The 22,236-nt window shown below is 68.7% G+C and carries 19 protein-coding genes and 1 pseudogene; 6 read left to right on the top strand and 14 right to left on the bottom strand.

The window, feature by feature from the left end:
• Positions 1-12 precede the first annotated feature (12 nt).
• Positions 13-1,704 (bottom strand): single-stranded-DNA-specific exonuclease RecJ, encoded by a 1,692-nt coding sequence (gene recJ, locus FV217_RS13020; protein ID WP_238232260.1) that lies wholly within the window; start codon positions 1,702-1,704, stop codon positions 13-15.
• 157 nt (positions 1,705-1,861) lie between these two features.
• The gene (locus FV217_RS13015; RefSeq protein ID WP_147817608.1) at positions 1,862-3,196 is read right to left on the bottom strand and encodes an aminotransferase class I/II-fold pyridoxal phosphate-dependent enzyme; all 1,335 of its coding nucleotides are present in this window, start codon (positions 3,194-3,196) and stop codon (positions 1,862-1,864) included.
• A 549-nt stretch (positions 3,197-3,745) separates the two neighbouring features.
• Here FV217_RS13015 and FV217_RS13005 point away from each other — a divergent pair.
• Positions 3,746-4,177, top strand: coding sequence for a type II toxin-antitoxin system VapC family toxin (locus tag FV217_RS13005; RefSeq protein ID WP_147817607.1), 432 nt, complete (start codon positions 3,746-3,748; stop codon positions 4,175-4,177).
• An 81-nt stretch (positions 4,178-4,258) separates the two neighbouring features.
• Here the strand turns inward: FV217_RS13005 and FV217_RS13000 are convergent, their stop codons facing one another.
• The 5 genes from FV217_RS13000 to FV217_RS12980 form a co-directional block, all read right to left on the bottom strand.
• Complete coding sequence (locus FV217_RS13000; RefSeq protein WP_147817606.1) at positions 4,259-7,360, bottom strand: efflux RND transporter permease subunit; 3,102 nt, start codon at positions 7,358-7,360, stop codon at positions 4,259-4,261.
• Positions 7,357-8,457 carry an efflux RND transporter periplasmic adaptor subunit gene (locus FV217_RS12995; RefSeq protein ID WP_238232239.1) on the bottom strand — a complete coding sequence of 367 codons (1,101 nt, stop codon included), beginning with the start codon at positions 8,455-8,457 and terminating at the stop codon, positions 7,357-7,359. Before FV217_RS12995 ends, FV217_RS13000 begins: the two co-directional genes overlap by 4 nt.
• A 163-nt stretch (positions 8,458-8,620) precedes the next feature.
• Positions 8,621-9,340 carry a cytochrome c biogenesis protein CcdA gene (locus FV217_RS12990; protein ID WP_147817605.1) on the bottom strand — a complete coding sequence of 240 codons (720 nt, stop codon included), beginning with the start codon at positions 9,338-9,340 and terminating at the stop codon, positions 8,621-8,623.
• A gap of 9 nt (positions 9,341-9,349) precedes the next feature.
• Positions 9,350-9,742: a thioredoxin family protein gene (locus FV217_RS12985; RefSeq protein WP_147817604.1), complete on the bottom strand. Its 393-nt coding sequence runs from the start codon at positions 9,740-9,742 to the stop codon at positions 9,350-9,352.
• 44 nt (positions 9,743-9,786) lie between these two features.
• Positions 9,787-10,608 carry a quinoprotein dehydrogenase-associated SoxYZ-like carrier gene (locus tag FV217_RS12980; RefSeq protein WP_147817603.1) on the bottom strand — a complete coding sequence of 274 codons (822 nt, stop codon included), beginning with the start codon at positions 10,606-10,608 and terminating at the stop codon, positions 9,787-9,789.
• Positions 10,609-10,850: 242 nt separating this feature from the next.
• Between FV217_RS12980 and FV217_RS12975 the strand changes: the two genes are divergently transcribed.
• From FV217_RS12975 to FV217_RS12965, 3 genes are all read left to right on the top strand, one after another.
• Positions 10,851-11,525 (top strand): Crp/Fnr family transcriptional regulator, encoded by a 675-nt coding sequence (locus FV217_RS12975; protein WP_147817602.1) that lies wholly within the window; start codon positions 10,851-10,853, stop codon positions 11,523-11,525.
• Positions 11,526-11,594: 69 nt separating this feature from the next.
• Positions 11,595-11,792: a hypothetical protein gene (locus tag FV217_RS12970; protein WP_147079201.1), complete on the top strand. Its 198-nt coding sequence runs from the start codon at positions 11,595-11,597 to the stop codon at positions 11,790-11,792.
• Between the two features lie 515 nt (positions 11,793-12,307).
• The gene (locus FV217_RS12965) at positions 12,308-13,531 is read left to right on the top strand and encodes a sensor domain-containing diguanylate cyclase (RefSeq protein WP_147817601.1); all 1,224 of its coding nucleotides are present in this window, start codon (positions 12,308-12,310) and stop codon (positions 13,529-13,531) included.
• Positions 13,532-13,626: 95 nt separating this feature from the next.
• On the opposite strand, the gene FV217_RS12960 is transcribed toward FV217_RS12965, so the two are convergent.
• The 6 genes from FV217_RS12960 to FV217_RS12935 all read right to left on the bottom strand — a co-directional run bounded on the left by FV217_RS12960 (position 13,627) and on the right by FV217_RS12935 (position 19,619).
• Positions 13,627-14,709 carry a hypothetical protein gene (locus FV217_RS12960; RefSeq protein ID WP_147817600.1) on the bottom strand — a complete coding sequence of 361 codons (1,083 nt, stop codon included), beginning with the start codon at positions 14,707-14,709 and terminating at the stop codon, positions 13,627-13,629.
• A gap of 347 nt (positions 14,710-15,056) precedes the next feature.
• Complete coding sequence (locus tag FV217_RS12955; RefSeq protein WP_147817599.1) at positions 15,057-16,067, bottom strand: hypothetical protein; 1,011 nt, start codon at positions 16,065-16,067, stop codon at positions 15,057-15,059.
• A gap of 171 nt (positions 16,068-16,238) precedes the next feature.
• On the bottom strand, positions 16,239-17,378 hold the full coding sequence (locus tag FV217_RS12950; protein ID WP_147817598.1) for a GTP-binding protein: 1,140 nt from the start codon (positions 17,376-17,378) through the stop codon (positions 16,239-16,241).
• Positions 17,379-17,469: 91 nt separating this feature from the next.
• Entirely contained in the window at positions 17,470-17,811 is a 342-nt protein-coding gene (locus tag FV217_RS12945; RefSeq protein ID WP_147817597.1) for a DUF6883 domain-containing protein, read from the bottom strand.
• Positions 17,808-18,059 carry a DUF4926 domain-containing protein gene (locus FV217_RS12940; RefSeq protein ID WP_147817596.1) on the bottom strand — a complete coding sequence of 84 codons (252 nt, stop codon included), beginning with the start codon at positions 18,057-18,059 and terminating at the stop codon, positions 17,808-17,810. Before FV217_RS12940 ends, FV217_RS12945 begins: the two co-directional genes overlap by 4 nt.
• Before the next feature lie 105 nt (positions 18,060-18,164).
• Positions 18,165-19,619 carry a D-alanyl-D-alanine carboxypeptidase family protein gene (locus FV217_RS12935; protein WP_147817595.1) on the bottom strand — a complete coding sequence of 485 codons (1,455 nt, stop codon included), beginning with the start codon at positions 19,617-19,619 and terminating at the stop codon, positions 18,165-18,167.
• Positions 19,620-19,902: 283 nt separating this feature from the next.
• Here FV217_RS12935 and queE point away from each other — a divergent pair, with 283 nt between their 5' ends.
• Entirely contained in the window at positions 19,903-20,535 is a 633-nt protein-coding gene (gene queE / locus FV217_RS12930) for a 7-carboxy-7-deazaguanine synthase (RefSeq protein ID WP_147817594.1), read from the top strand.
• 113 nt (positions 20,536-20,648) lie between these two features.
• Here queE and FV217_RS12925 read toward each other — a convergent pair whose 3' ends face one another.
• A complete protein-coding gene (locus FV217_RS12925; RefSeq protein ID WP_147817593.1) occupies positions 20,649-21,806 on the bottom strand; it encodes a ceramide glucosyltransferase in 1,158 nt (385 codons plus the stop codon).
• Between the two features lie 126 nt (positions 21,807-21,932).
• Between FV217_RS12925 and FV217_RS12920 the strand changes: the two are divergent.
• Positions 21,933-22,236: pseudogene (locus tag FV217_RS12920) on the top strand (histone deacetylase); the annotation flags it as partial.

Genomic DNA, 22,236 nt, shown 5'->3' with positions numbered 1-22,236 from the left:
TGTCCCGCAGTGTCACTCCGGTGCCGCGAGATCGCTGATGCGCAACTGCGCGCGCTCGGCCCCGCGCCAGCGGTCGGTGGAGAGGGTGCCGGCGACGTGGAAGTCCTGGCCGACGCCGCCGAGCAGCGCCATCCCGAGCGGCCCCTGCGCGACCCGGAAGGCGATGGCGCCGACGGTCTGGCCGTCGCGGCTCCGAAACCGGGCGCGGACGTGCCCGTTGCCGACCACCGCCGCGTCGACGAGGCGGTGGCGGGGGAGGACGAGGACCGGCTCCGGCGCACCCTGGCCGAAGGGCCCGGCGCGCTGGATGGTTTTCACGAGTTCGGCACTGGCGCCGCCGGCGCTGACGGTGCCGTCGATCAGCAGTGCCTCCGCCTCGCGGGCTTCGGCCACGGCCGAGGCGAGGGCGGTCGCGAGATGCGTGGTGAAGGCGGAAAAATCCGAAGAGGGCAGGGTGACGCCCGCGGCCATGGCGTGGCCCCCGCCTTTCAGTGCCAGGCCCGCCTCGACCGCGGCGTGCACGGCGCGGCCGAGATCGGCCCCGAGGATCGAGCGGCCGGAGCCGGTGGCGGTGCCGTCGGGGCGGATCGCGAAAGCGAAGGCCGGGCGGCCGAAGCGCTCCTTCAGACGCGCCGCGATCAGCCCAACGATGCCGGGGTGCCATTCAGGCGATCCGGTAACGAGGACCGGCCGGTCGGGCTCGGCCATCAGGTCGCGGTCCATGGCGGCCTCGGCCTCCTCGACGGCCAGCGCCTCGATCGCCTGCCGCTCGCGGTTGAGACGATCGAGTTCGGCGGCGATGCGGGTGGCCTCGACGGGGTCGGCGGTGCCCAGCAGCCGCGCGCCGAGGCCGGCATCGCCGATGCGCCCGCCCGCATTGATGCGCGGCCCGACGAGATAGCCGAGATGCCAGGCTTCCGGCGGCTCGCTGAGGCCCGCCGCGTCGAACAGGGCGGCGATCCCCGGCCGTCCCCGGCCGCGCATCACGGTCAGGCCCTGCACCACGAAGGCGCGGTTGAGGCCGAGCAGCGGCACGACGTCGGCGACGGTGGCGAGCGCGACGAGGTCGAGGGAATCGGTGAGCGCCGGTTCTTCGCGAGTGGCGAAGGCGCCGAGCCCGCGCAGCCGGCGGTTCAGGGCGACGAGCGTCAGGAACACCACCCCGGCCGCGCAGAGATGGCCGAGGCCCGACAGGTCGTCGAGCCGGTTGGGGTTCACCAGCGCCACCGTCGGCGGCAAGTGTTCGGTGGCGGCGTGGTGGTCGAGCACGACGGTGTCGAGGCCGAGAGCCTTGGCGGCTTCCAGGGGGGCGTGGCCTGCCGTGCCGCAATCGACGCAGACGAGGAGGCGCGCGCCGCCCTCAGCCAGCGTCGTCACCGCCGCGACGTTGGGGCCGTAGCCCTCGGTGATGCGATCGGGGATCCAGATCTGCACCGGCACGTCGAAACTGCGGAGATAGCCGGCCAGCAGCGCGGCGCTCGCAGCGCCGTCGACGTCGTAATCGCCGAAGATGGCCACCGGCTCGCGGGCGGTGACGGCACGGGCGAGCCGGTCGACGGCGGCCTCCATGTCGACGAGCACGGACGGGTCCGGCATCAGGTCTCGGATCTTCGGGGCCAGGAACTTTTCCGCCTGATCCGGCCGGACGCCGCGGCTGGCGAGGATGCGCGCGAGCAGGTCCGGCAGGCCGTGCGCCTGGGTCATCGTCGTGGCGAAGGCGTGCTGCGACGGGCCGGCACAGCGCTCGCGCCAGGGCCGGCCGAGCACGGACCGCGCGACGTCGAGGAAGGGGCGGGGTTGAGCGGGGATCACCGGGGCCGGTATAGCCGGAACGGTGGCGATGCGCGCCCTCGGCGAGGCTCTACGCCGCCATGGCCAGGGCGCGCGCCTCGCGCACCGCCGCCATGATGCGCGCCTCGTCCACCGCGAGCTCGATCGCGCGCACCGCGTGGCGGATGTTCTCCTCGGAATGGCCGGCCATGACCTGCAGGCGGAAGCGGGCGGCGCCCTTGGCCACCGCCGGGTACTCGACGAGGTTAGCGAGCAGCCCCAGCGTCGGCAGGCGGCGGCTGACCATGCGGGCGGTGCTCTCCGCTCCGACCTTGGCGCAAACAATGGCGGAGGGGTCGCCGTAGACGTCGAGGCCGGCCTCCGCGAATTGCGCGCGCAGGCTGACGACGTTGCGCATCAGTGTTTCGCGCAAGGCCCTGCCTTCATCCGAGGCGACGATGTCGAAGGCCTTGCCGATCACCGCCGTCTGCACCGGCGAGAGCGCATTCGAGAAGGTCGTCGAGGGGCTGTAGTAACGCAGGTACTCCTTGATCGTGCGCCGGTTGGTGGCGACGAAGCCGCCATTCGAGGCGAAGGTCTTGGAGAAGCTGCCCATCACGAGGTCGACCTTCCCGAGCATCCCCTGGATGCCGATATGGCCGCGTCCCTCCGCACCCAGCGCGCCGAGATCGTGGGCGACGTCGACCATCAGCGTCGCGCCAAATTCGTCGCAGAGCTCCTGCATCGCCGCGAGGTCGGGCGTGTCCGAGTCCATCGAGAACAGGCCCTCGGTGATGACCATGATGCCGTTCTGCGTGTCCTTCGCCCGGATCGCGGCGAGCTTCGCCCGACAATGGTCGAGGTCGAGATGGCGGAACAGGGAGATGTTCCGGGTCGAAGCGCCGGCGCCCTCCTGCAGGCAGACATGGGAAAGTGCGTCCATCACGATGTGGTCGGCCGAGCGCACGAGCCCGCGGATGACGCCGTAACCGGCTGCCCAGCCGGTGGGGTAGAGCACCGCCTGCTCCATCTCGAGGAAGTCGGCGATGCGGCACTCCAGGGCCACCGAACTCGCGGTGTTGCCGACGAGCACGGCCGAGCCAGCGCTGTGGACGCCGAAGCGCTTCACGGCATCGGTGGCGACCTCGGCGATCTCGGGGTGAGCGGCGAGGCTGAGATAGTCCTGCGAGGAGAAGTTGATGCCCTCGATCGGATTGCCGCCGTCGTCGCGCGCCCGGCAGGCGGTGCCGGGGCGGGTCTCGGTGGAGCGCGAGAACGGCCAATAGCCGGCCTGCCGCCGCTCCTCCTGCCACGCGAAAAAGCCGTCGCCGCGCTCCAGCAGGTTTGCGCCGGCCGGGACGCGGAAATCGCGCGCGCTGCCGGTGAGGCCGGACCGACCTGGGTCGCTGGTGTCGGTGATGCTCATGACGTGCCCGCCTGTCGCGCTTGTCGTTGCGCGTAATGGAAAGAGTTTTGCGGGCGCGGCTTGTTTTTGGCTTAATTCTGAAGGCGTTGGCGCCGAGGCCTTCGGACTCACTTAACGGATGATGTCCAGAGATGGTTTCGGTTTTCCGAAGCACAATGAATTCGACAAGGTTATTGGGTCGTTACAGCCTCTGGTCGGTTGGCGGAGCTTCGACTGTCCGGGTTTTCGTCGCGTGCTGCGATCGCAGATTGCTCGATCGATGAGCTTTGCGTACCTTGCCCGAAGCGGTCTTCGAGATACGAGCATGACGACGCTGACGATCTGAAATCTCGACGCGCGCGTAAACGCCAGTCTTCGCGACCGGACGACCCGTAACGGCCGCAGCGCGGAAGACGAGGCACACCGTATCCTCGCCGAGATTTTGACGAACCCACCACCGTCCGAACTCAATTTGGCCGAGGCGATCCGACGCCGTTTCGCGCGCATAGGTGGGATCGAATTGGAACCGCATCCGCCCGTCGCGATCACGGACCCCACCCACCTCGATCGATGATCGTGCTCGACACGAACGTGATCTCCGAACTCATGCGGCCCGAACCGAACCCGGCCGTTACCGCCTGGGTAGCCGCGCAACCACGCGATGCGCTCTATCCGACCAGTATCAATCGCGCCGAGATTCTGTACGGGATCGCAGCCATGCCGGCCGGAAAGCGCCGCGACGGAGCCGCTGCGCTGGTCGAGGCCATGTTTGCCGAAGAATTCGCTGGGCGGATTCTCCCATTCGCAGCGGAAGCCGCACCTCATTTCGCCCGCATCGTGGCAGAACGACGCCGGGCAGGGATGCCAATCGAAGGCTTCGATGCCCTGATTGCGGCGGCGACACTGGCTGCCGGGGGCTTCATCGCCACACGCGATATCGGCGGCTTCGCGAATTGCGGCCTCACCATCGTGAATCCCTGGACAGTATCCGACCCAGAATAGCTCTGCAGCCGAACGATGGGCGCACGAATGGGTGTCGATGCCGGGTTGCGTTTGCCTCGGTGGTAGGAGCCGGATGCATGGCTACGCCCGGATCGGCTCCGCCGGCAGCCAGTCCTCTGCCGCATCCTCCCCGACCGGCGCCGCCACCCTGAACCACAGCGCATACAAAGCCGGCAGGAACAGCAGCGTCAGCACCGTGCCGACGCCGACGCCGCCGATCAGCACGTAGGCGAGTGCGCCCCAGAACATCGAGTGGGTGAGGGGGATGAAGGCGAGCATGGCGGCCAGCGCCGTCAGGACCACCGGCCGGGCGCGGCGCACGGTCGATTCGACGATGGCGTCGTAGTCCGAGAGGCCGGCCGCCTTCTCGCGGTCGATCTGATCGACGAGGATCAGGGTGTTGCGCATCAGGATGCCCGACAGCCCGATCAGGCCGAGGATGGCATTGAAGCCGAAGGCCTGGCCGAAGACGAGAAGCGTCGGCACCGCGCCGCAGAGGCCGAGCGGAGCCGTGGCGAGCACCATGAACATGGTCGAGAACGAGCGGACCTGGAACATCAGCACGGTCAGCGTCACGACGAGCATCAGCGGGAACACCGCGCCGAGCGCCGCCTGCGCCTTGGCGCTGTCCTCCACGGAACCGCCGGTCTCGATGCGGTAGCCCGGCCGCAGGCCGGCCTTGATCGGCTCCAGCAGCGGCAGGATCTTTGCCGTCACGTCCGGCGGCTGCCGCCCATCGCGCACGTCGCCCTGCACGGCGATGAAGGGGTTGCGGTCGTAGCGCTTGAGCACCGCGTCCTCGGTACGGCTTTCGAGCCGGGCGACCTGCGCGAGCGGCACCGCCTTCCCGTCGCTCGTCACCAGGGTCATGCTGCCGATGGAGCCGAGGGTGCGGCGCTCGGCGGAGGGGCTGCGCACCATCACATCGACCGGGCGCAGGTTTTCGCGAACCTGCGTGGCGGGGGCGCCGTTCAGCATGGTCTGGAGCTGCATCGCGGCATCGCGGGGGCTCAGGCCCAGCAGGCGCAGGCGTTCCTGGTCAAAGGCGAGGCGCAGGTTCGGGGTCTTGTCGCCCCAGTCGAGATGGGCGAGGCGCATGTCGGGGTTGGCGGCGACGACGTCGCGCACCCGCGCCGCGATCTTGCGGAGCTCGTCGAGATCGGGGCCGATCACCCGGAACAGCACCGGGTAGCGCACCGGCGGGCCGAACACGAACTGCGTCACCCGCACCCGCGCCTCCGGAAACATCCCGGCATCGACCATGGCCCGCGCCTTGAGCTTGAGCGCGTCGCGGGCGTGGCTGCTCCCGGTGAGCACGACGATCTGCGCAAAGGCCGGATCGGGCAGTTCGGGATCGAGCGGCAGGATGAAGCGCGGCAGCCCCTGGCCGACATAGGCCGTGACGATCTTCGATTCCGGCTCGGCCCTGAGCGCCGCCTCGATCCGCTTCACCGAAGCGTCGGTAACGTCGAAGGCCGTGCCCGGCGGCATGTTGACCTCGACGATCAGCTCCGGCCGGTCGGAATTCGGGAAGAACTGCTGCTCGACGAGGCCGGCCCCGGCCGCCGACAGCACGAACAGGCCGAGCGTCAGGCCGGCGACGAGCTTCTTCCGGTCGACGCAGAGGCGCACCAGCCGGCGCAGGCGCGCGTAGTGCTTGGTGGCGTAGATCGCGTCGTGGCCGCCCTCGACTTGGCTGATCTGCGGCAGCAGCTTCACACCGAGATAGGGCGTGAAGGTTACGGCAACGAACCAGCTCACGATCAGCGAGAACGCGACAACCCAAAAGATGTTGCCGGCATATTCTCCGGCAGTGGACCGGCCGAAGCCGACAGGCAGGAAGCCGGCGATGGTGATGATCGTGCCCGACAGCATCGGCAAAGCCGTGGTGCCCCACACATGCGTGGCGGCGCTGATCCGGTCGGCGCCTTCCTCCATGCGCACCACCATCATTTCGATGGCGATGATGGCGTCGTCGACGAGCAGGCCGAGGGAGAGGATGAGCGCGCCCAGCGTGATCCGGTCGAAATCGCGGCCGGTGGCCATCATCACCACGAACACCGCCGAGAGCGTCAGCGGCACGGCGAGCGCCACGACGAGGCCGACGCGCAGGCCGAGCGTCAGCAGGCTGACGCCGACGACGACGGCGAGCGCGGTGAAGAACTTCACCATGAACTCGTCGATGGATTCGTCGATGACCTTGGCCTGATCCGAGATCTTTTCGAGTCTTAGGCCGGCGGGAAGGGCCGAGCGGATCGCGGTTTCTTCCTTGGAGAGCGCCGCACCGAGGCTGAGGCCATTGGTGCCGGGCTTCATCACGAGGCCGAGAAGCAGGGCCGGCTCGCCGTCGTTGCGAATGACGAAGCTCTTGGGATCTTCGTAGCCGCGCGTGACCTCCGCGACGTCGCCGAGCTTGAGGCTGCGCCCGCCCGTGCCGACGGGGATCGCCTTCACCGCCTCGATGCCTTCGAGCGCCCCGTCGAGGCGCAGATAGGTGCGCGGGCCGGCGGTCTCGACGAAGCCGCCCGGCGTCAGGTCGTTCTGGGCCGCGATCGCCGAAAACAGTGCCTGACCGCTGATGCCCAGCGTCGCCAGCCGCTGATACGAGATCTCGACGAAGATCTTCTGGGACTGCTCGCCGAGGATGTTGACCTTGCCGACGCCGGGCACGCGCAGCAGTCGCTGCCGCAGATCTTCGGCCTGCGCGACGAGATGCCGATGCGGCATGTCCCGGGCCTGCAGGGCGTACAACGAAAAATAGACATCGGAGAATTCGTCGTTGACGAACGGGCCGTAGGCACCGCGGGGCAGGCTGCTCGCGGTGTCAGCGAGCTTCTTCCGGGTCTGGTAGAACTGGTCTGGCACTTCGGCAGCGGGCGTGCCGTCCTTGAGGTTGAGCTTCATCAGCACGAGGCCGGGGCGCGCCGTGGTCTCGACGCGGTCGTACCAGGTCAGCTCCTGCAGCCGCTTCTCGAGCGGGTCGGCGACCTGCCGCTGCATCTCTTCCGCCGTAGCGCCGGGCCATGCGGCCGACACCACCAGCGTCTTCACGGTGAAGGACGGGTCTTCCGCGCGCCCGAGCTTCACGAAGGCGAAGCAGCCGGCGCCGATCGTCGCAATGATCAGGAACAGCGTGATCGCCCGCTCGCGGACCGCCAGCGCCGAGAGGTTGAAGCCGGTCATTTCGCGGCGTCCGCCACGCGCTCCGCCGCGACCCGCACGCGCTGGCCGTTCTTGAGGAGATGCGCGCCGAGGGCGACGATGCGGTCGCCCTCGCTGAGCCCGAAGGCGATGTCGGCGCTTTCCTCGCGCATCCGGGTCACGAGCACGGGCTGGGCGGCGACGGTGCGGGTGGCGAGGTCGATCTTCCAGACGGAGGGGCCGTCCCCGCTGTCGAAGAGCGCGCCGAGAGGCACCGAAAAGCTCGCATCGTTGCCGCGCAGGCTCGCCTGCAGGGCGACGGTGACCGTGGCGCCGAGGGCCGCGGATTCGCCCGCGCCTTCCAGCACGTAGCGGGCCCGGTAGGTGCGCGTCGCCGGATCGGCCATGGCCGAGAGCTCGCGCAGATGCGCGGGGAAGCCGGCATCGTGGCTCGCATAGAGGGCGGCGGTGGCGTCCGCATGGGCCATGCGCTCGGCGCCCTCGGGCAAGAAGACCTCGGCCTCGCGGGCGCCGTCGCGGGCGAGGCGCACCACGGTCTGGCCGGCGCCGACCACCTGTCCCGGCTCGCCGGGCACCTCCATGACGACGCCGTCGGCATCGGCCTGGAGTTCGGCATAGGCCGCCTGATTCTCGATCTGGCCGGCCTGGGCTTGCGCCGAGGCGAGTTGCGCGGCGGCGGCATCGGCGGCCGCCTTGATCTGGTCGTAGGCCTGGACCGAGACCCAGCCTTCGGCGGCGAGTTTCCGGCTGCGCTTCTCGTCGGCCGCGGTCTTGACCATCTGGGCGCGGGCCGCGTCGGCATTGGCCTTGGCCGAGGCCTGCGCCAGGGTGAAGTCGGCGTGGTCGAGGCGCATCAGCGGCTGGCCGCGCTTCACCCGGTCGCCCGGATCGGCGAGGCGCTCCAGGATCTTGCCGGCGACGCGGAAGCCGAGCGCGCTCTCGGTCCGGGCCCGCACCACGCCGGTGAAGCGCTGCGCGCCGGTCCCGCCCGGCGCCACGACGAAGCTGCGCACCAGCGGCGGCGGCGGCCCGTCGGCATCCGGCCCGCAGGAGGCGAGCGCGAGCACCGCCAGGGCCGAAACCGGCGCCAAGGGCACGAAACGCGGGAATCGAGCCACGCAGGGGGCCTCCTCGGGGTCGCCCGGTCAGGCGCTCGTTGGGAGACCTTGCCAAAACAGCGTTTACGGGTGGTCAACGCCGGCTTCTGGCAGCGTCCTGACTCGGACCCACCCCGTCATTCTCGGGCCGCGAAGCGGAACCCGGGATGTCGGCGGTGGTGCCCTAGAACCGCGTCGTCAAACGCGTCAGCCAGTCCGGCGAAGCGTCGACCAGCACGGTCTCGAGCCGCTTGTCGAAGCCGGAGACGATGACGAGGCCGGTGACGACGAGGATCGCGCCGAGCGCCGCCTTCACCCCCTTGCCGAGACTCATCATGCGGTCGCGCCAGCGCATCAGCATCTCACGCGAAAGCATGCCGAAGACGAGGAGCGGCAGGGCCGCGCCGAGGCCGAACAGCAGCATGGTGACGGCGACACCGCCGAGGTCCCGGCCCTGCGAGGCCAGCAGCGAGGCGGCGCCGAGGGTCGGGCCGACGCAGGGGCTCCAGACCGCGCCGAGCAGCAGGCCGACGCCGAACTGGCCGGTGAGCCCCGTGGTCGAGAATCCGCCGAAGCGGGTCTCCGTCCAGTCGCTCACCGGGCCGGCGGCGGTGGCGAGCCGGGTCTGGAGCACGGGCAGCATCAACACGAGCCCGACGCCGACCAGCAGGATTGCCGCGACGGTGCGGAAAAGGCCGGTATCGAGCCCGAGCGAGAAGCCGATGGTGGCGACGAACAGGCCGATCGCGACGAAGGAGATCGCGAGTCCTCCCGCCAGCGCCGCCGGCCCGTACCGATGCTCGGAGGCCGCCGCGCCGAGAACCAGCGGCAGCAGCGGCAGCACGCAGGGCGAGAGCACCGAGAGGATGCCGGCGAGGAAGGCGAGGCCGAAGGTCGTGACCATGGCAGGCCCTCAGAGCGCCTTCTCGACCAGCCCCTCGATCCATTCCGGCTGGGTCTCGCCGACCGAGCGGCCGACTTCCTTGTCGCCCTTGTAGGCGATCAGCGTGCTTTGGGTGCGGGCGTTGAAGCTGCGCAGGGCCGGTTTCTGGCTGTCGAAGTCGATGTCGAAGATCTGCAGGTCCTTGAAGCGCGGATCCTTCAGGATCCCGGCCAGGATCGGCTTCTGGGTCTTGCAGATCGGGCACCAGGGCGCGCTGACCTCGACGAGGATCGGCTTGCCGGCCTTCTGCGCGGCCTCGAAGGCCTCGGGCGTGTAGGCGACGCTCTCGCCGGCCCGGGCGGAGGGCGCGAGGCCGAAGGCGAGGAGCGCCGCGAGGGCGAGGGTGGTTCGGCGTGGGATCATGGTCGGACCCGCTTCGAGGGGTTTCGGGGGAACGCGCGAACGGCTCAGTTGCTCGGCGCGGGTGCGGGGAAGCTGTGCTCCCAGCGGCCGCCCTGGTTGTCGGAGGCGACGACCTTGATCGGCCCCTTGCCCTCGGGAATGTAGGCGAAGTTGATCACCGGGTTCGACGCGATCGAGATGTCGCCGTCCATGGTGAAGACGGATCGGTCGCCGTAGGACACGGCGATCGTCTGGATGAAGCGGGCGGGAGTGTAGTCCCGCGTGACCTGGTTCATCTGCATCCCCGAAAAGTTCGGGTGGCGGATCATCAGGGTGGCCTGGACCGGCTTGCCGGGCGCCTGCTCGCCGAACTTCACGCGCATGTCGCCCATGCCCTGCATCGCCTCCTCGTCGCTCATGCCCATCGGGGCCGAGCAGCCGCCGGAGGCCTTGAGATACTGGGTCGCCTCGTAGAGCCGCCCGTCCTTGGTCTCGGCGACGGCGTGGACGTCGGAGTAGTTGTTGACCCGCACCCGCAGCTTGACCGAGCTCGGGTCGGCGGCGGGGCCGAAGACGAAATGCGCGGCATACGGCGTCGGGTTGTCGTCGATGATGAAGGAGACGCCCTTGATCGCGTCCTTGTCGGGCATGGTCAGGGTGATCGGCACCAGCGAGGCGTCCTCCGCGCGCTGCGGCGCGTCGATCTTTACGACGGATTCGGTGCGCTCGATCGCCCTGTCGCCGAAGATCGTCTCGCGGATCTCCTTCCAGCGCGACGCGCGGGTGGCCTCATCGTCGCCCGCGGCGGCGTTGGCCGCGAGTGTGCCGGCGAGCAGGGAGGCCGCGAACAAGGCCGGCAGCACGGCATGGCGGTGTGAGAGACCCATGGCAGCGTTTCCTCGTCTCGGCTCCCGCTCTTCGTCGGGAGGCCTTCTGAGGTTACTCTTATGCCTGCGCCGCCGGCCTGTCTGTGACCCAGGTCACCGAAGCGCCGAACTCTGCAACGTCCGGTATTCTGGGCCGATCCGGAAAGTGATATGCCGGATCGCCGACCCTGTCGGCGGGATAGACCTACGAAAGAATGGCCGGCCGATCACGCCATCGGACCGGCGACAGGCGGGTGCCAGGGATGCCGGACAGCCACCAGATCGAGCGCTGGATCGAGCGCTTTCCGCTCATCCGAAATTTCTCGGCCTCCCATCTCCAGATCGCGCGGGGCACCGTGCATTTCCCGGTCCTGGAGGCGAACGCCGTCGCCTACGAACGCGAAGGCCCCTGCGCCGACTACCTGATGTGCATCGACGGGCGCACCCGTGTCTTCCGGATGTCGGAAGCGGGCCGCGAGATGCTGATCTACAAGGTCGTTGGCGGCGGCACCTGCGTGCTCACCACGCAATGCCTGCTCTCGGGCGGCACTTTCCCCGCCGAGAGCATCGCCGAGGCGCGCACCGAACTGGCCGCCCTGCCGACGGACACGTTCCGCCAGCTCATGGCCGAGAGCGCCGAATTCCGCGCCTTCGTGCTCGACGACTACACCAAGCTCCTGTCCAGCCTGTTCACCCTGGTGGACGACATCGCCTTCGCGCCGCTGGAGCAGCGCCTCGCCCGCCGCCTGCTGGTGGAGGCGGATGCCGGCGGCATCGTCGCCAAGACCCATCAAGGCCTCGCCTCCGACCTCGGCAGCGTGCGCGAGGTAGTCAGCCGCATCTTGGGCGAATGGGCCGAGGGCGGCCTTGTGGTGCTGCGCCGCGGCCAGATCGAGATCGCCGACCGGGCCGGGCTCGCGACGTTGAGGGGCAATTAGAGGCCGATTCGACGCCGACTGCGCGTGTTCTATCTTGGTTCGGAGAGCCACGCGTGGCATGAGACCGCTATGAACGATAACGAGACGCACCCCTACACCCTGGAGATCATCCCGCCGAAGGCCGACGGGGGCTCATATCAGTGGGCGATCCGCAAGCACGGCAAGCTGGCCCAGCGCTCCGATCGCAACCACCACTCCGAGGCCAAGGCCCGCGAGAACGGCATGGCGCAGATCGAGAAGTTGCTCTCGGGCTTCGGCGACCGCTAGATCACGCTGCGTTTTGATCGAATCGATCAGAACGCAGAAAACGTGATCGTTTCAAAAGTTTAGAGCAGGCTTCGCGCGAAAAACCGTTCCCGCTTTTTCGCAAGCCAGCTCTAGGCCGGATCGTCGACGGCACGGTGGCGTGTCCGCCGTGCCGTCGCTCCGCCTCGCCGTCACGAACACGGCAACGCCACCCGTAGCCAACGCAGGTCTGGCTCCGGGTGGCGTTGCCGTGCGCGCTGCGGATTGTGGCGCGACGGCGTCCCGGCGGTTTTCGCCTGCGCTCCAGCCGTCGAGAAGCGAGGACACACGTATCGTTCAAGGATCAGCCGCCAGCGATGTGCTGCAAACGGCCCGGCAAGCGCGGCCGCAAGACACGAATTCCGGAAAACCGACTTCCAGTTTTCGCATCGAATTTTCGTGAATTGCCGCCGTATGCTTGTCGTCGGGCGAACAGTTCGTAAAGCTTGGTACCGTTAGCTTCGAGCGTCTTCACCCACCGCCCGCGAGGCCGTGCCATGCCCGCCGAGGCAACGATGCGTGAGCCTGAGCGGCTGATCGCGCTCGACCGTTACGACATCCTCGACACGCCCGCCGAGGAGGCCTTCGACCGGATCACGCGGCTGACGCGGCGGATCTTCGACGTGCCGATGTCGACCATCACGCTGATCGACGGGCACCGCCAGTGGTTCAAGTCCCGGGCCGGCATCGCCGCCTGCGAGACGGCGCGGGGGCCGGCCCTGTGCAACGTCGCCATCAGGGAGCACCGCGCGCTGATCGTGCCCGACACGCTGGAAGACCCACGCTTCGCCGCCAACGCCTTCGTCGTCGGCGATCCGGGAATTCGGTTCTATGCGGGCGTCCCCCTGCTGACCCCGGAAGGGCACGGAATCGGCACGCTCTGCGCGATGGATACCAGGCCGCGCAGCTTCCTCGACGACCAGATCGACACACTCACCGATCTCGGGCGAATCGTGATGAGCGAGTTGGAATTGCGGCTTCTCGCCATGACGGACGGCCTGACCGGCACCCTGTCCCGCCGCGCCTTCCGCGAGGAGTTTTCCCGCGCCTTCGCCCTGGCCCATCGGCACCGGCACGACCTCTCCTGCATCATGATCGACCTCGACCACTTCAAGTCGGTCAACGACCGGCATGGCCACGCGATCGGCGACGTGGTTCTGGCCGCAGCGACGGCCGCCTGCCGCGAGGAACTCCGCAAGTCCGACGCCTTCGGCCGGATGGGCGGCGAGGAGTTCGCGGTCCTGCTGCCCTATACGAGCCTGCCCTCGGCGTTGCGGGTGGCCGAGAAGCTCAGGGCGGCGATCGCGGATCAGCGGACCCCGACGCCCGACGGCCCGCTACAGGTGACCGCAAGCTTCGGCGTCGCGGCCCTCGATGGCGCCACCACCGAGATGGACGCCCTGCTGCAGAACGCCGACGCCGCCCTCTACGCGGCCAAGCACGAGGGCCGGAATCGCTGCCGCGCCGCCGACCCCGTGGAGACCGCCGGGCCGGCGACCCGGCGCCGGGTGCTGAAGGCCGGCCAGATCTCGTTCGACGGCGGCCGCTGCGCCATCGACTGCACGGTCCGCAGCCTCTCCGACGAGAGCGCCTCCCTCAAGATCGGCACGACGATCGGCCTGCCCGAGACCTTCAAGCTCCTGATCGCGGCCGACGGTCTGTCGCGCCGGTGCCGTATCGTCACGCGGGCGGAGCAAATGCTGGACGTGGCGTTCGTTTGAGGGATCGGGTTGCCCGGAGGTCATCACGATACAGACGGCGGTAGGCTTCGACTCTATCAACCGTCGTCCATCCTAGCCGCCGGCATGACCGACGCTCAGGCGCGCTCGACCCGATCGCCGAATTCGTCCGGATGGAGCTCCACAAGCGGTATTGGAGCCGGCCTGCTCGTCGGGTAGGGGCTCGCCTCGAGCCGCCAGTCCGCGGACCAGAAGCATGCGTTCGGCGGCCCTCGCCCGATGAGCCGGATCTGGACCTCGGTATCCTGGACGCGCGGCTTGCAGGACGCCCAGATCCGCTGCCAGCATTCCCGCTTCGAGAGATCGGCATCGAAGTAGCCGTACCGAACCGGCAGGAAGTCGATCGCGACGCGGGTGCCGGCGAAGTCGGCCGGCAACCAGATCCAGGCCGAGAAGGCGTACATCTCTCCGCTTCGCAGTTTGCGCGCGGAGGCGGAGGCCAGGACGACTTCGTCCGAAGACAGCAGATGGATCGACGGATCCGACCGGTCCCGGCCCTCGCGATCGAAGGGCTCGCAAGGCGCCTCCGCATCGTCCGCCGGCTCAGGCTCGGCATCTTGGCCGTGCACGAGGGCGTGGGCTCGTCCGCACACGGTCAGCCAGTCTTCGAGCGGAACGGAACCGCTTCGTCGAAAGAGCACCGCCGTGTCGATCGTCGCCTCGATGATGCCGTCCGCCCTCCATCCGACATCGCCAGCGCGGCGGCGATCGGTCGGCGCGACGATCGACAGCAGGGTGGCGGGGCCGTGCCGCCTCAGGGCGCGGGCGAGATTCTCGGTCTCGTCGGCGTCACCGACCTCGTTCCGAACGAAGATCTTCTGGCCCGCAGCCAAGTCCTCCAAGAAGCGCTCTTTGAGATACCGAACCTTCTTGTATTCCCGGTCGACGATCGCACTCGGCTCGGTTTGTGAGGCAAGGCAACAGGTATTGTAGGAAAAACCGTAGCGTGTACTACGGCAAAACAGGTGGTCCTCCGGACCCTCGAAGATCGAGAGATCGCCCTCCGCTCCGTATTCGATGAAATCAGTATCCAGAGCTGCGATCAGTTCGTTTATCGGGGCCGATGTGAAGCGAAAAAGCCCCAACGGTTCCAGACCCCAATAACGCTGGACCAGCCCGAACTCGCAATCGTAGCCGATGCTCTCGAAATCGAGGAGCAAATGCCTGTTCTCGGCAAAGCCGGTCTTATTTTTTATCCATTGAACCGACCTGGATAATACCGACACCTTGGCCCTGCAAAACCGAAGTCGTATCTATTGAGATCGCGACAGAATTTAGAAGTTTATTATGCTTATCGTTCGGCCTTGTCGTGTCAAGAGTTCGGATCTGCGTGAGGACCGCTTCCGCGCCTGAATTCAGTTCTTCTTGTCGAAGGGCAACAGTGCGGCTCCGGCGACCGGGCCGCTGCCGAGCCCGGCAATCTCGTCTCTGCCGTCGCGAGCGCGCTACGCGCCGGACGATCCTGTCGGCCTCGACCGGGTTGTATCCGCCCGGTCGAAGGGGCGTCCTACGACACCACCAGCCTGACGGACGCCGTCCGCTCCGCCGCGCCGGCCAGCGCGATCTCAAGGTCGGCGCTGCGGGGCTGGACCGGCTGAGCCTCGTCGAGGTCGACGGAGCGCCAGAGCACGCGCTCGCCCTCGCGGCCGAGGCGGATCGCGGCGGAGACGACCTCGCCCCGGTCGGAGCGCAGTTCGACCTCGATCAGGCCGCGGCGGGCGAACAGCCGGGAGACGACGCGAACCGTCGACGCGGCGGCGGGGTCGGCCAGAAGCGGGCGGCGGGCGCGGCGGGAATCGGCCAGCAGGAAGCACTCGACGGCGTCGCGGATCCGGTCGGGCGCGGCGATCCGTTCGACGCTGGTGACGGGTTCGCGGGCGCCGACGCTCACGAACTGGGCCTCGGGGATCGACGGCGCCGCCGCGCGATCCACGATGCGGAATCGCCGGTCGGCGCGCAGAGCCGCCGACAGCTCACCCTCGGTGGCAATACCGGACAGGCGCAGGCTCACCCGCGCATTGGTCTCGGCGAGGTGACCGAGCACCGCTTCGATCGCATCGCCGGCAGTCCCCTCCGCGAAGACCGGCTCGACGGCGCGCGGCGTCAGCGGCGCCTGCCAGAGGGCGACGGCCGGTCCGCCCCACATCCGATGGGGCAGGGCGAGCGGGATCACGCCGCACAGGCGCTCGATGCCGGTCGCGCCGTCGAAGAAGGCGAGGGCGAAGGCGACGCCGCCGCCATTGCCGCGCGGCACGTGCAGGGCCGCGGTGGCGAGGAAGTCGGGATCGGAGAAGGGGTCGAGATCCGTGGTGCGGGCGGCCAGCGCCCGCCACTCCTCGATCTCCGCCTCGCGCAACTCGGCAGGGCGGCGCAGTTCCACCCGCCACGCGCCGGGCTTGGGACTTCCTGAGACCGGACCCTCCGTCACCAGGACGACGGGCCTGGAGCCGGCTGTCGGAACGGCGCGCGGCGCCGTCTCCGACAGACCGCCCTGGATGATGGTGAAGCGCGGCTGCATCGATCCGTCCCGATCCCTCGCACCGCCGTCCCGTCGCGGGACGAAACGGCGGTGCATCCTTGAACACGCGGTTAAGGGTTCAAGAACGGTGCCGCGCGGGTTTGTCCGAAAACGATCGGTCGAAAGCCGGCGAAGTCGTGCCTGGAGCGTTCGACACCGCGCGATCCGCGATCAGCCGTTCGGAATCGCGAGGGGATTGTCGGAGAGCGCCGCCGCGTCCGGCCCGTCGATCCGGGGGCGTCCGAGAAAGGCGTCCCAGATCCGCTCGACGAAGGCGGGGTCGAGGTCGCGCACGATCAGGACGAGGCGCGAGCGCCGGTCCGCGTCGGGCCACGCGTCAAGCGTCACCGGGGCGTGGACGACGTGCTGGACGCCGTGCACCACCACCGGCCGCTCCGGATCGTCGGCCATCGCGACGAGCCCCTTGAGGCGCAGCAGCTTCGGGCCGTGCGCCGAGCGGATCAGGTCCAGGAACATCTCGAAAGCCGGACGCGGCACCGGCGTGTCGCTGACGAGGTGGAAGGCGCGGATCGCCGCGTCGTGCCGGTTCACGTCGTGGTGGTGGTCGTGGCCGGGGTGATGGCCGTGTCCATGGTGAGCGTGGTGATGATCCCGGTGCTCGCCGTGACGATCCGAGGCAGCATGCTCGGCACCGAGCCATTCGCGCACGTCCGCACTCTTGCCGTCGAGCCCGAACAACCCCCCGAGCAGCGTTTCGGCCGGCACGTCCGGACCCTCCAGCCTCGCGCCAGGGTTGAGCTGACGAAGGCGCGCGGCCAGCTGGTCGGGCTCGGCGCCGGCCAGGTCGCGCTTCGTCATCACCAAGATGTCGGCGACGGCGGCCTGCCGCACGGCCTCCGGGTGTTCGTCGAGGGTCGAGCAGCCGTTGACGGCATCGACCACGGTGACGACGCCCTGCAGCCGGAACCGCAACGACAGGTAGGGATGCGCAATCAGAGCGTGCAGGATCGGGGCAGGGTCGGCGAGGCCCGTCGTCTCGATGACGACCCGGCGAAACGCCTTGATGCGGCCGTTGTCGCGCTTCCGCAGCAGGTCTTCGAGGGCCGCGATCAGATCCCCCCGCACCGTGCAGCACAGGCAGCCGGCACCGAGCAGGATCATGTCCTCGTCGACCGTCTCGACGAGGAGGTGATCGAGCCCGATCTCGCCGAATTCGTTCACGATCACAACGGTATCGCTCAGGGCCGGGTCCTGCAGGAGCCGGTTCAGGAGCGTGGTCTTGCCAGCGCCGAGGAAGCCCGTGAGCACGGTCAGCGGGATCGGCGTCGGGCGGCCGTTCTCTTGGGGCATGTCGTGAAGCTTGGTCTCAGTGAGAGGTCAGCCGGAAGGGAGGTGCCGGGCGTCCGCACCGCGACTTCGGCGTCTTGGGAGCGCTCCGCAGCTACTTCGTCAGCGGTACAACGGTGATGAGACGGATTTCGGTCAAAGTCGTGAGTTCCCAGACAGCGCAGATGCTCAACGATCGACCATCCGGCGTTTCGGTTTCGCCTTCGAAGATGACACGTCGAAGGCCTATCGGTGGATCCACATGGCGACCCGGCATATGGGCCAGAGCGTGTCGGACCAGGGCGGATGCCAATGTCTCGGGATCGTCGGGCGTAAAGCCGAGCGCAAGCAGATACTTGGCTTTTGAGCCGCCCTCCTTGTGCGAGAGATCGAGCAGATAGCGCGTGATCTTCGCGTGCTCTACGACCCACGTGACCGCGACGAATCCGTCCGTCAAAGGCTCGCGCGCTCGAGCAGGCGCAGATGCCGAGCCTCGACGTTGGCGAGTGCGCCCACCGGCGCGGCGAACTCGACCACGTAGGCTTCGCCGTGATTGTAGATGCCGAGGATAGTCCCCTCGGAGCCGGGAGGCAGTTCACAACCGTCGTCGCTCGTCACGATAGCAGTCAGCGCCACCCGATCGAGTTCCCGAAGGCCCGATGCCGGTGCGTCCTGCCGATACCGATAGGCGAACTCGAAAGACATGGTCGTAGAGATTATGGACCGGCCGGAAATTAGCAAGCGGAGGTTTTCCTCACGCCAGCCCCGGCGGCCCGATGAGTGAACAGGATCGGGATCGGTCCGGCAATTCTACTCGCTCGCAGCAGCGCTCTTCTTCTTCGGCACCGGCTTCGCCGCCGCCTTGGCGGCAGGCTTGGCCGCAGCGGCCGGAGCGGACTTCACCGCGGCCTTCGCAGGCACCTTGGTGGGCTTCTTCTCGGCCCCGTCGACGGCAGTGTAGGCGCTCGTCGTGGCGGGGACGCCGGCCTTCCCGTGCTGGTGCGGCGCGGTCACCGCGGCGGCGCGGACCTTGGCGGCCTTCTCGGCCTTGGCCTGCTTGGCCGCCTCCCTCGCAGCCTCGCGCTTTTCCTTTGCCGCGGCCAGCTTGGCGGCCTTGCTGTTCCTGGCCTCCTCCTCCTGCTGCGCGAGCGCCGCCGCGCCTGCGGCCGGGCTGCTGCCGGTCCAGACCGCGATCGGCTGCAGCGGAGCGCGCGGCGGAAGGCTGCGGCCGCGCATGTTGGCGCTGTTGATCGTGGCGAGGGCGACGGGGGCGGCAGCCCCCTGGGTCGCGCCGAGAAGCTGTGAGAAGGCGTTGTCGGCGCCGGCCGGAGCGCTCGAGGTGATGGCGGCCTGGCCCTCGTCGACCGGCATCGGTTTCTTCCGGTCGCAGATATAGGGGCGCATGTCCGGCGGTTCGCTGGTGCTCGACGAGGGCAATGCTTCGAGCGTCGGCGCACTCCAGCCGGCGGATTGGCTGAAGCCGTAATCGAACAGGTCGGCGGCCTTGAGGTCGCGCTCGCGGGCGCTCGGCTGGCCCATCACCACGGTGATGATGCGGCGGCCGTTACGGGTGGCGCTCGCCACGACGTTGAAGCCGCCCGAGCAGATGAACCCGGTCTTCATGCCGTCGGCCCCGGCATAGCGGCCGAGCAGGCCGTTGTGGTTCGCCATCACGGCCTTGCCGAACTGGATCGCCGAGATCGAGAACAGGGCCTGCTGGTCGGGGAAGTCGCGCATCAGGGCGCGGCCCAAAATCGCCATGTCGCGGGCCGAGGTCCACTGGCGCGGCTCAGGCAACCCGTTGGGATTGTACCAGCGGCTCTCGCGCATGCCGATCCGGCGCGCGGTCTCGTTCATCATGTCGGCAAAGCCGTCGACTGAGCCGCCGAGGTTCTCGCCGATCGCCCAGGCCACATCGTTGGCCGACTTGACCATGATGATCTTCAGGGCGTTGTCGAGCGTCAGCTGCGTGCCCGGCTTGAAGCCCATCTTCGAGGGCGGCTCCGCGGCGGCCTGGGCCGAGATCGTCAGCAGCGTGTCGAGGGAGACCTTGCCCTGGCGCACCATGTCGAGGGCGACGTAGGTGGTCATCAGCTTGGTGATCGAGGCGGGGTACCACGGGTCGGTGGCGCCCTGGCTGTAGATCACCTTGCCGGAATCGACCTCGACCACGACGATCGGCGCGGTGACGGCGCCGGCATGGCCTGCGAGCGCGGCAAGCACGGCGACCGCGCCGATGACCCGTCCAAGAACCCGGTTCAGCATCGAAAAGGTCTCAGTCGCGAGAGGCTTGGGGACAGGCGCTCCCGGCGCTGCACCGGCCACATGGGCGATGCATGGAGGCCGGCGCAGTGTCGAGCGCGCGATGCCGATGTTCAACGCAACCTCCGTGGCAAGAGCAAGGCGAAGCGGGTTGTCCCCATCGATCTCGGCTTCGCATTGCGTCCGGGACATGGGGAGCGGCAGCCCGGTGGCGGTCCAGGCGCGCTGGCGTTATCTGCGGGGGCAACGATCCGACGGACATGCCGGTCGGCCGGCGGGATGAGCGATGGCCTACGCGGTCAAGGAAGTGTTTCACACCCTTCAGGGCGAGGGCGCTCAGGCCGGCCGGGCCGCCGTGTTCTGCCGCTTCACGGGTTGCAACCTCTGGTCCGGCCGCGAGGAGGACCGGGCGGATGCCGCCTGCCGTTTCTGCGACACGGATTTCGTCGGCATGAACGGCGAAGGAGGGGGACGCTTCGCAACCCCAGCCGACCTCGCGACCGCGATCGACCGGACGTGGCAGGGCGGCGAAACCGACCGTTTCGTGGTCTTCACCGGCGGCGAGCCGCTGCTGCAACTCGACCCTGGATTGATCGAGGCGGTGCACGGGCACGGCTTCGAAATCGCGGTGGAGACCAACGGCACCTTGCCGGCACCGGACGGGATCGACTGGATCTGCGTCAGCCCCAAGGCCGGCAATCCGCTGGTGCAGACTAGCGGCCACGAGTTGAAACTCGTGTTTCCGCAAGTCGGCGCGGAGCCCGAGCGCTTCGCCGATCTCGCCTTCGTTCGCCGCTTCCTACAGCCTATGGATGGGCCGGACCGCATCGCCAACACCCAGGCCGCCATCGCCTATTGCCGGAGCGACGCGCGCTGGCGGCTCTCGCTGCAGACGCACAAGATCTTGGGAATACCGTAGCGACTTCCTTCATTCCGGGGCCGCGCAACGGAACCCGGAACTCACGACTGGCCTCAGCATGTCGGGTGGGTTCCGGGTTCGCCTTCGGCGCCCTGGAATGACGGGTCGTGCGGTTACGCCGCCGTCGCCCTCGGCCGCAAGCGCAGCGGCGCCCTGCGGATGTCCATGGCGTTGCCCCGCCAGACGATGGCGCTGCGGAACCAGGCGCCGGACCAGACCGCCGGCAGCATCGCGTCCCGCACCAGCATCGCCAGCAGCAGGCGGACCGGACGGTACCAGCCGGCATGGCGGGCCAGCGCGAACTCGGCTCCGTACCAGAGCAGGGCCATGAGCGTCAGGCCGGCGGCCGCCTCGGCCGTGCCGGCCAGCGCAGCCGCGAGCGTGAACGGAAACAGCGCGCCGATCCCGATCTCGGGCGCGAAAAAGACCGGGAACGTGATCCGCCGAAGCCGTGCCCAGCGCAGTTGCCGCGACCACACCTCCGAGAGCTTGCGCCGCCCCAGCGGCTGGCCGAACGGCGCGGCCACGAGATGGACCTTGCGGCCGGCCGCCCGCACGAGCTTCGTCGCCGCCGCATCCTCGGCGATCTCGGCGCCGAGCGCACGGATGCTGCCGCGCTCCTCCAGGAACGGCTTGTGCCAGAGCATGCTCTTGCCCTGGGCGAAGCCGAAGCCGAGGGCGGCGCCGGAATATTGCCAGCGCGCCTGCAGCGTGTTGAGGAAGGCGCACTCGATCTCGGCGAAAAACCCCTCGGGCCGCGTGCCGATCGGCGTCGAGCAGACGAGGCCGGTGTCGGCCCGCCAGGCCGATTGCAGCTGCTGCAGATAATCGTGCGGCATCAGGACGTTGGAATCGGCAAGCACAACCCAGTCGTGCCGCGCCGCCTCCCAGCCCTTTACGCAGTTGTTGAGCTTCGGGTTGTCGCTCACCCGCACGTCGCCGACGACGATCCGGGCCGGAACGGCCGGATGGGCCGCCATAAGCCGGCGCACCAGCGGTAGCACCGGGTCGCCTGCATCCGCGACGCAGAAGACGATCTCGTAATCCGGATAGTCGAGGGCGAAGCCGCGACCGAGCGTCTCCTCGCTGAAGGTCTCGAGCCCGCAGACCGGGCGCACCAGCGAGACGGGAGCGCCGGCCGGGAAGGCCGAAACCCCTCGGCTCCGGCCGAGACGGCTGGCGGCCAGCGCGATGCTGACGAGGTGGATCAAGGTCAGCAGGCCGCACAGCGACAGGGCAACAAGGGTTGGGGTCTCGACGTTGCCGACCATCCGCGATCCCTTCGTGAGTCCGCATCGCCACCGGTCGAGGATCGGAGGCGCGCATCCGGCTGCCTTAGCGGCCGGCCGATATCAGCCGTATGACAGCGGCTTCAGAGGTATGAGGTGATCCGGCGCGTGGTCCCGATCCTGTTCCATCCCGCCTACGAGGCGGCCCTGCCCGAGGGGCATCGCTTTCCGATGCGCAAATACGGGCGGCTCGCCGAGGTGCTGAGCGAGCGCGGCCTCGCGCCGGGCGGCTTTCTGAGGCCGGAGCCGGCGGATGCGGATTTGATCGCCCTGGCGCACGACCGCGCCTATGTCGACGCCGTGTTCGCCGCGGCGGTGCCGCCGGGGATCGAGCGCACCATCGGCTTCCATGTCGACGCGGGCGTGGCCGCCCGCTCCCGCGCCTCGTCCGGCGGCACGCTCGCCGCGGCAC

The organism is Methylobacterium sp. WL9 (genome assembly GCF_008040035.1).
GTDB lineage: Bacteria > Pseudomonadota > Alphaproteobacteria > Rhizobiales > Beijerinckiaceae > Methylobacterium > Methylobacterium thuringiense.
The sequence above is the reverse complement of the archived record's forward strand: the minus strand, read 5'-3'. Positions and strand labels throughout refer to the sequence as shown.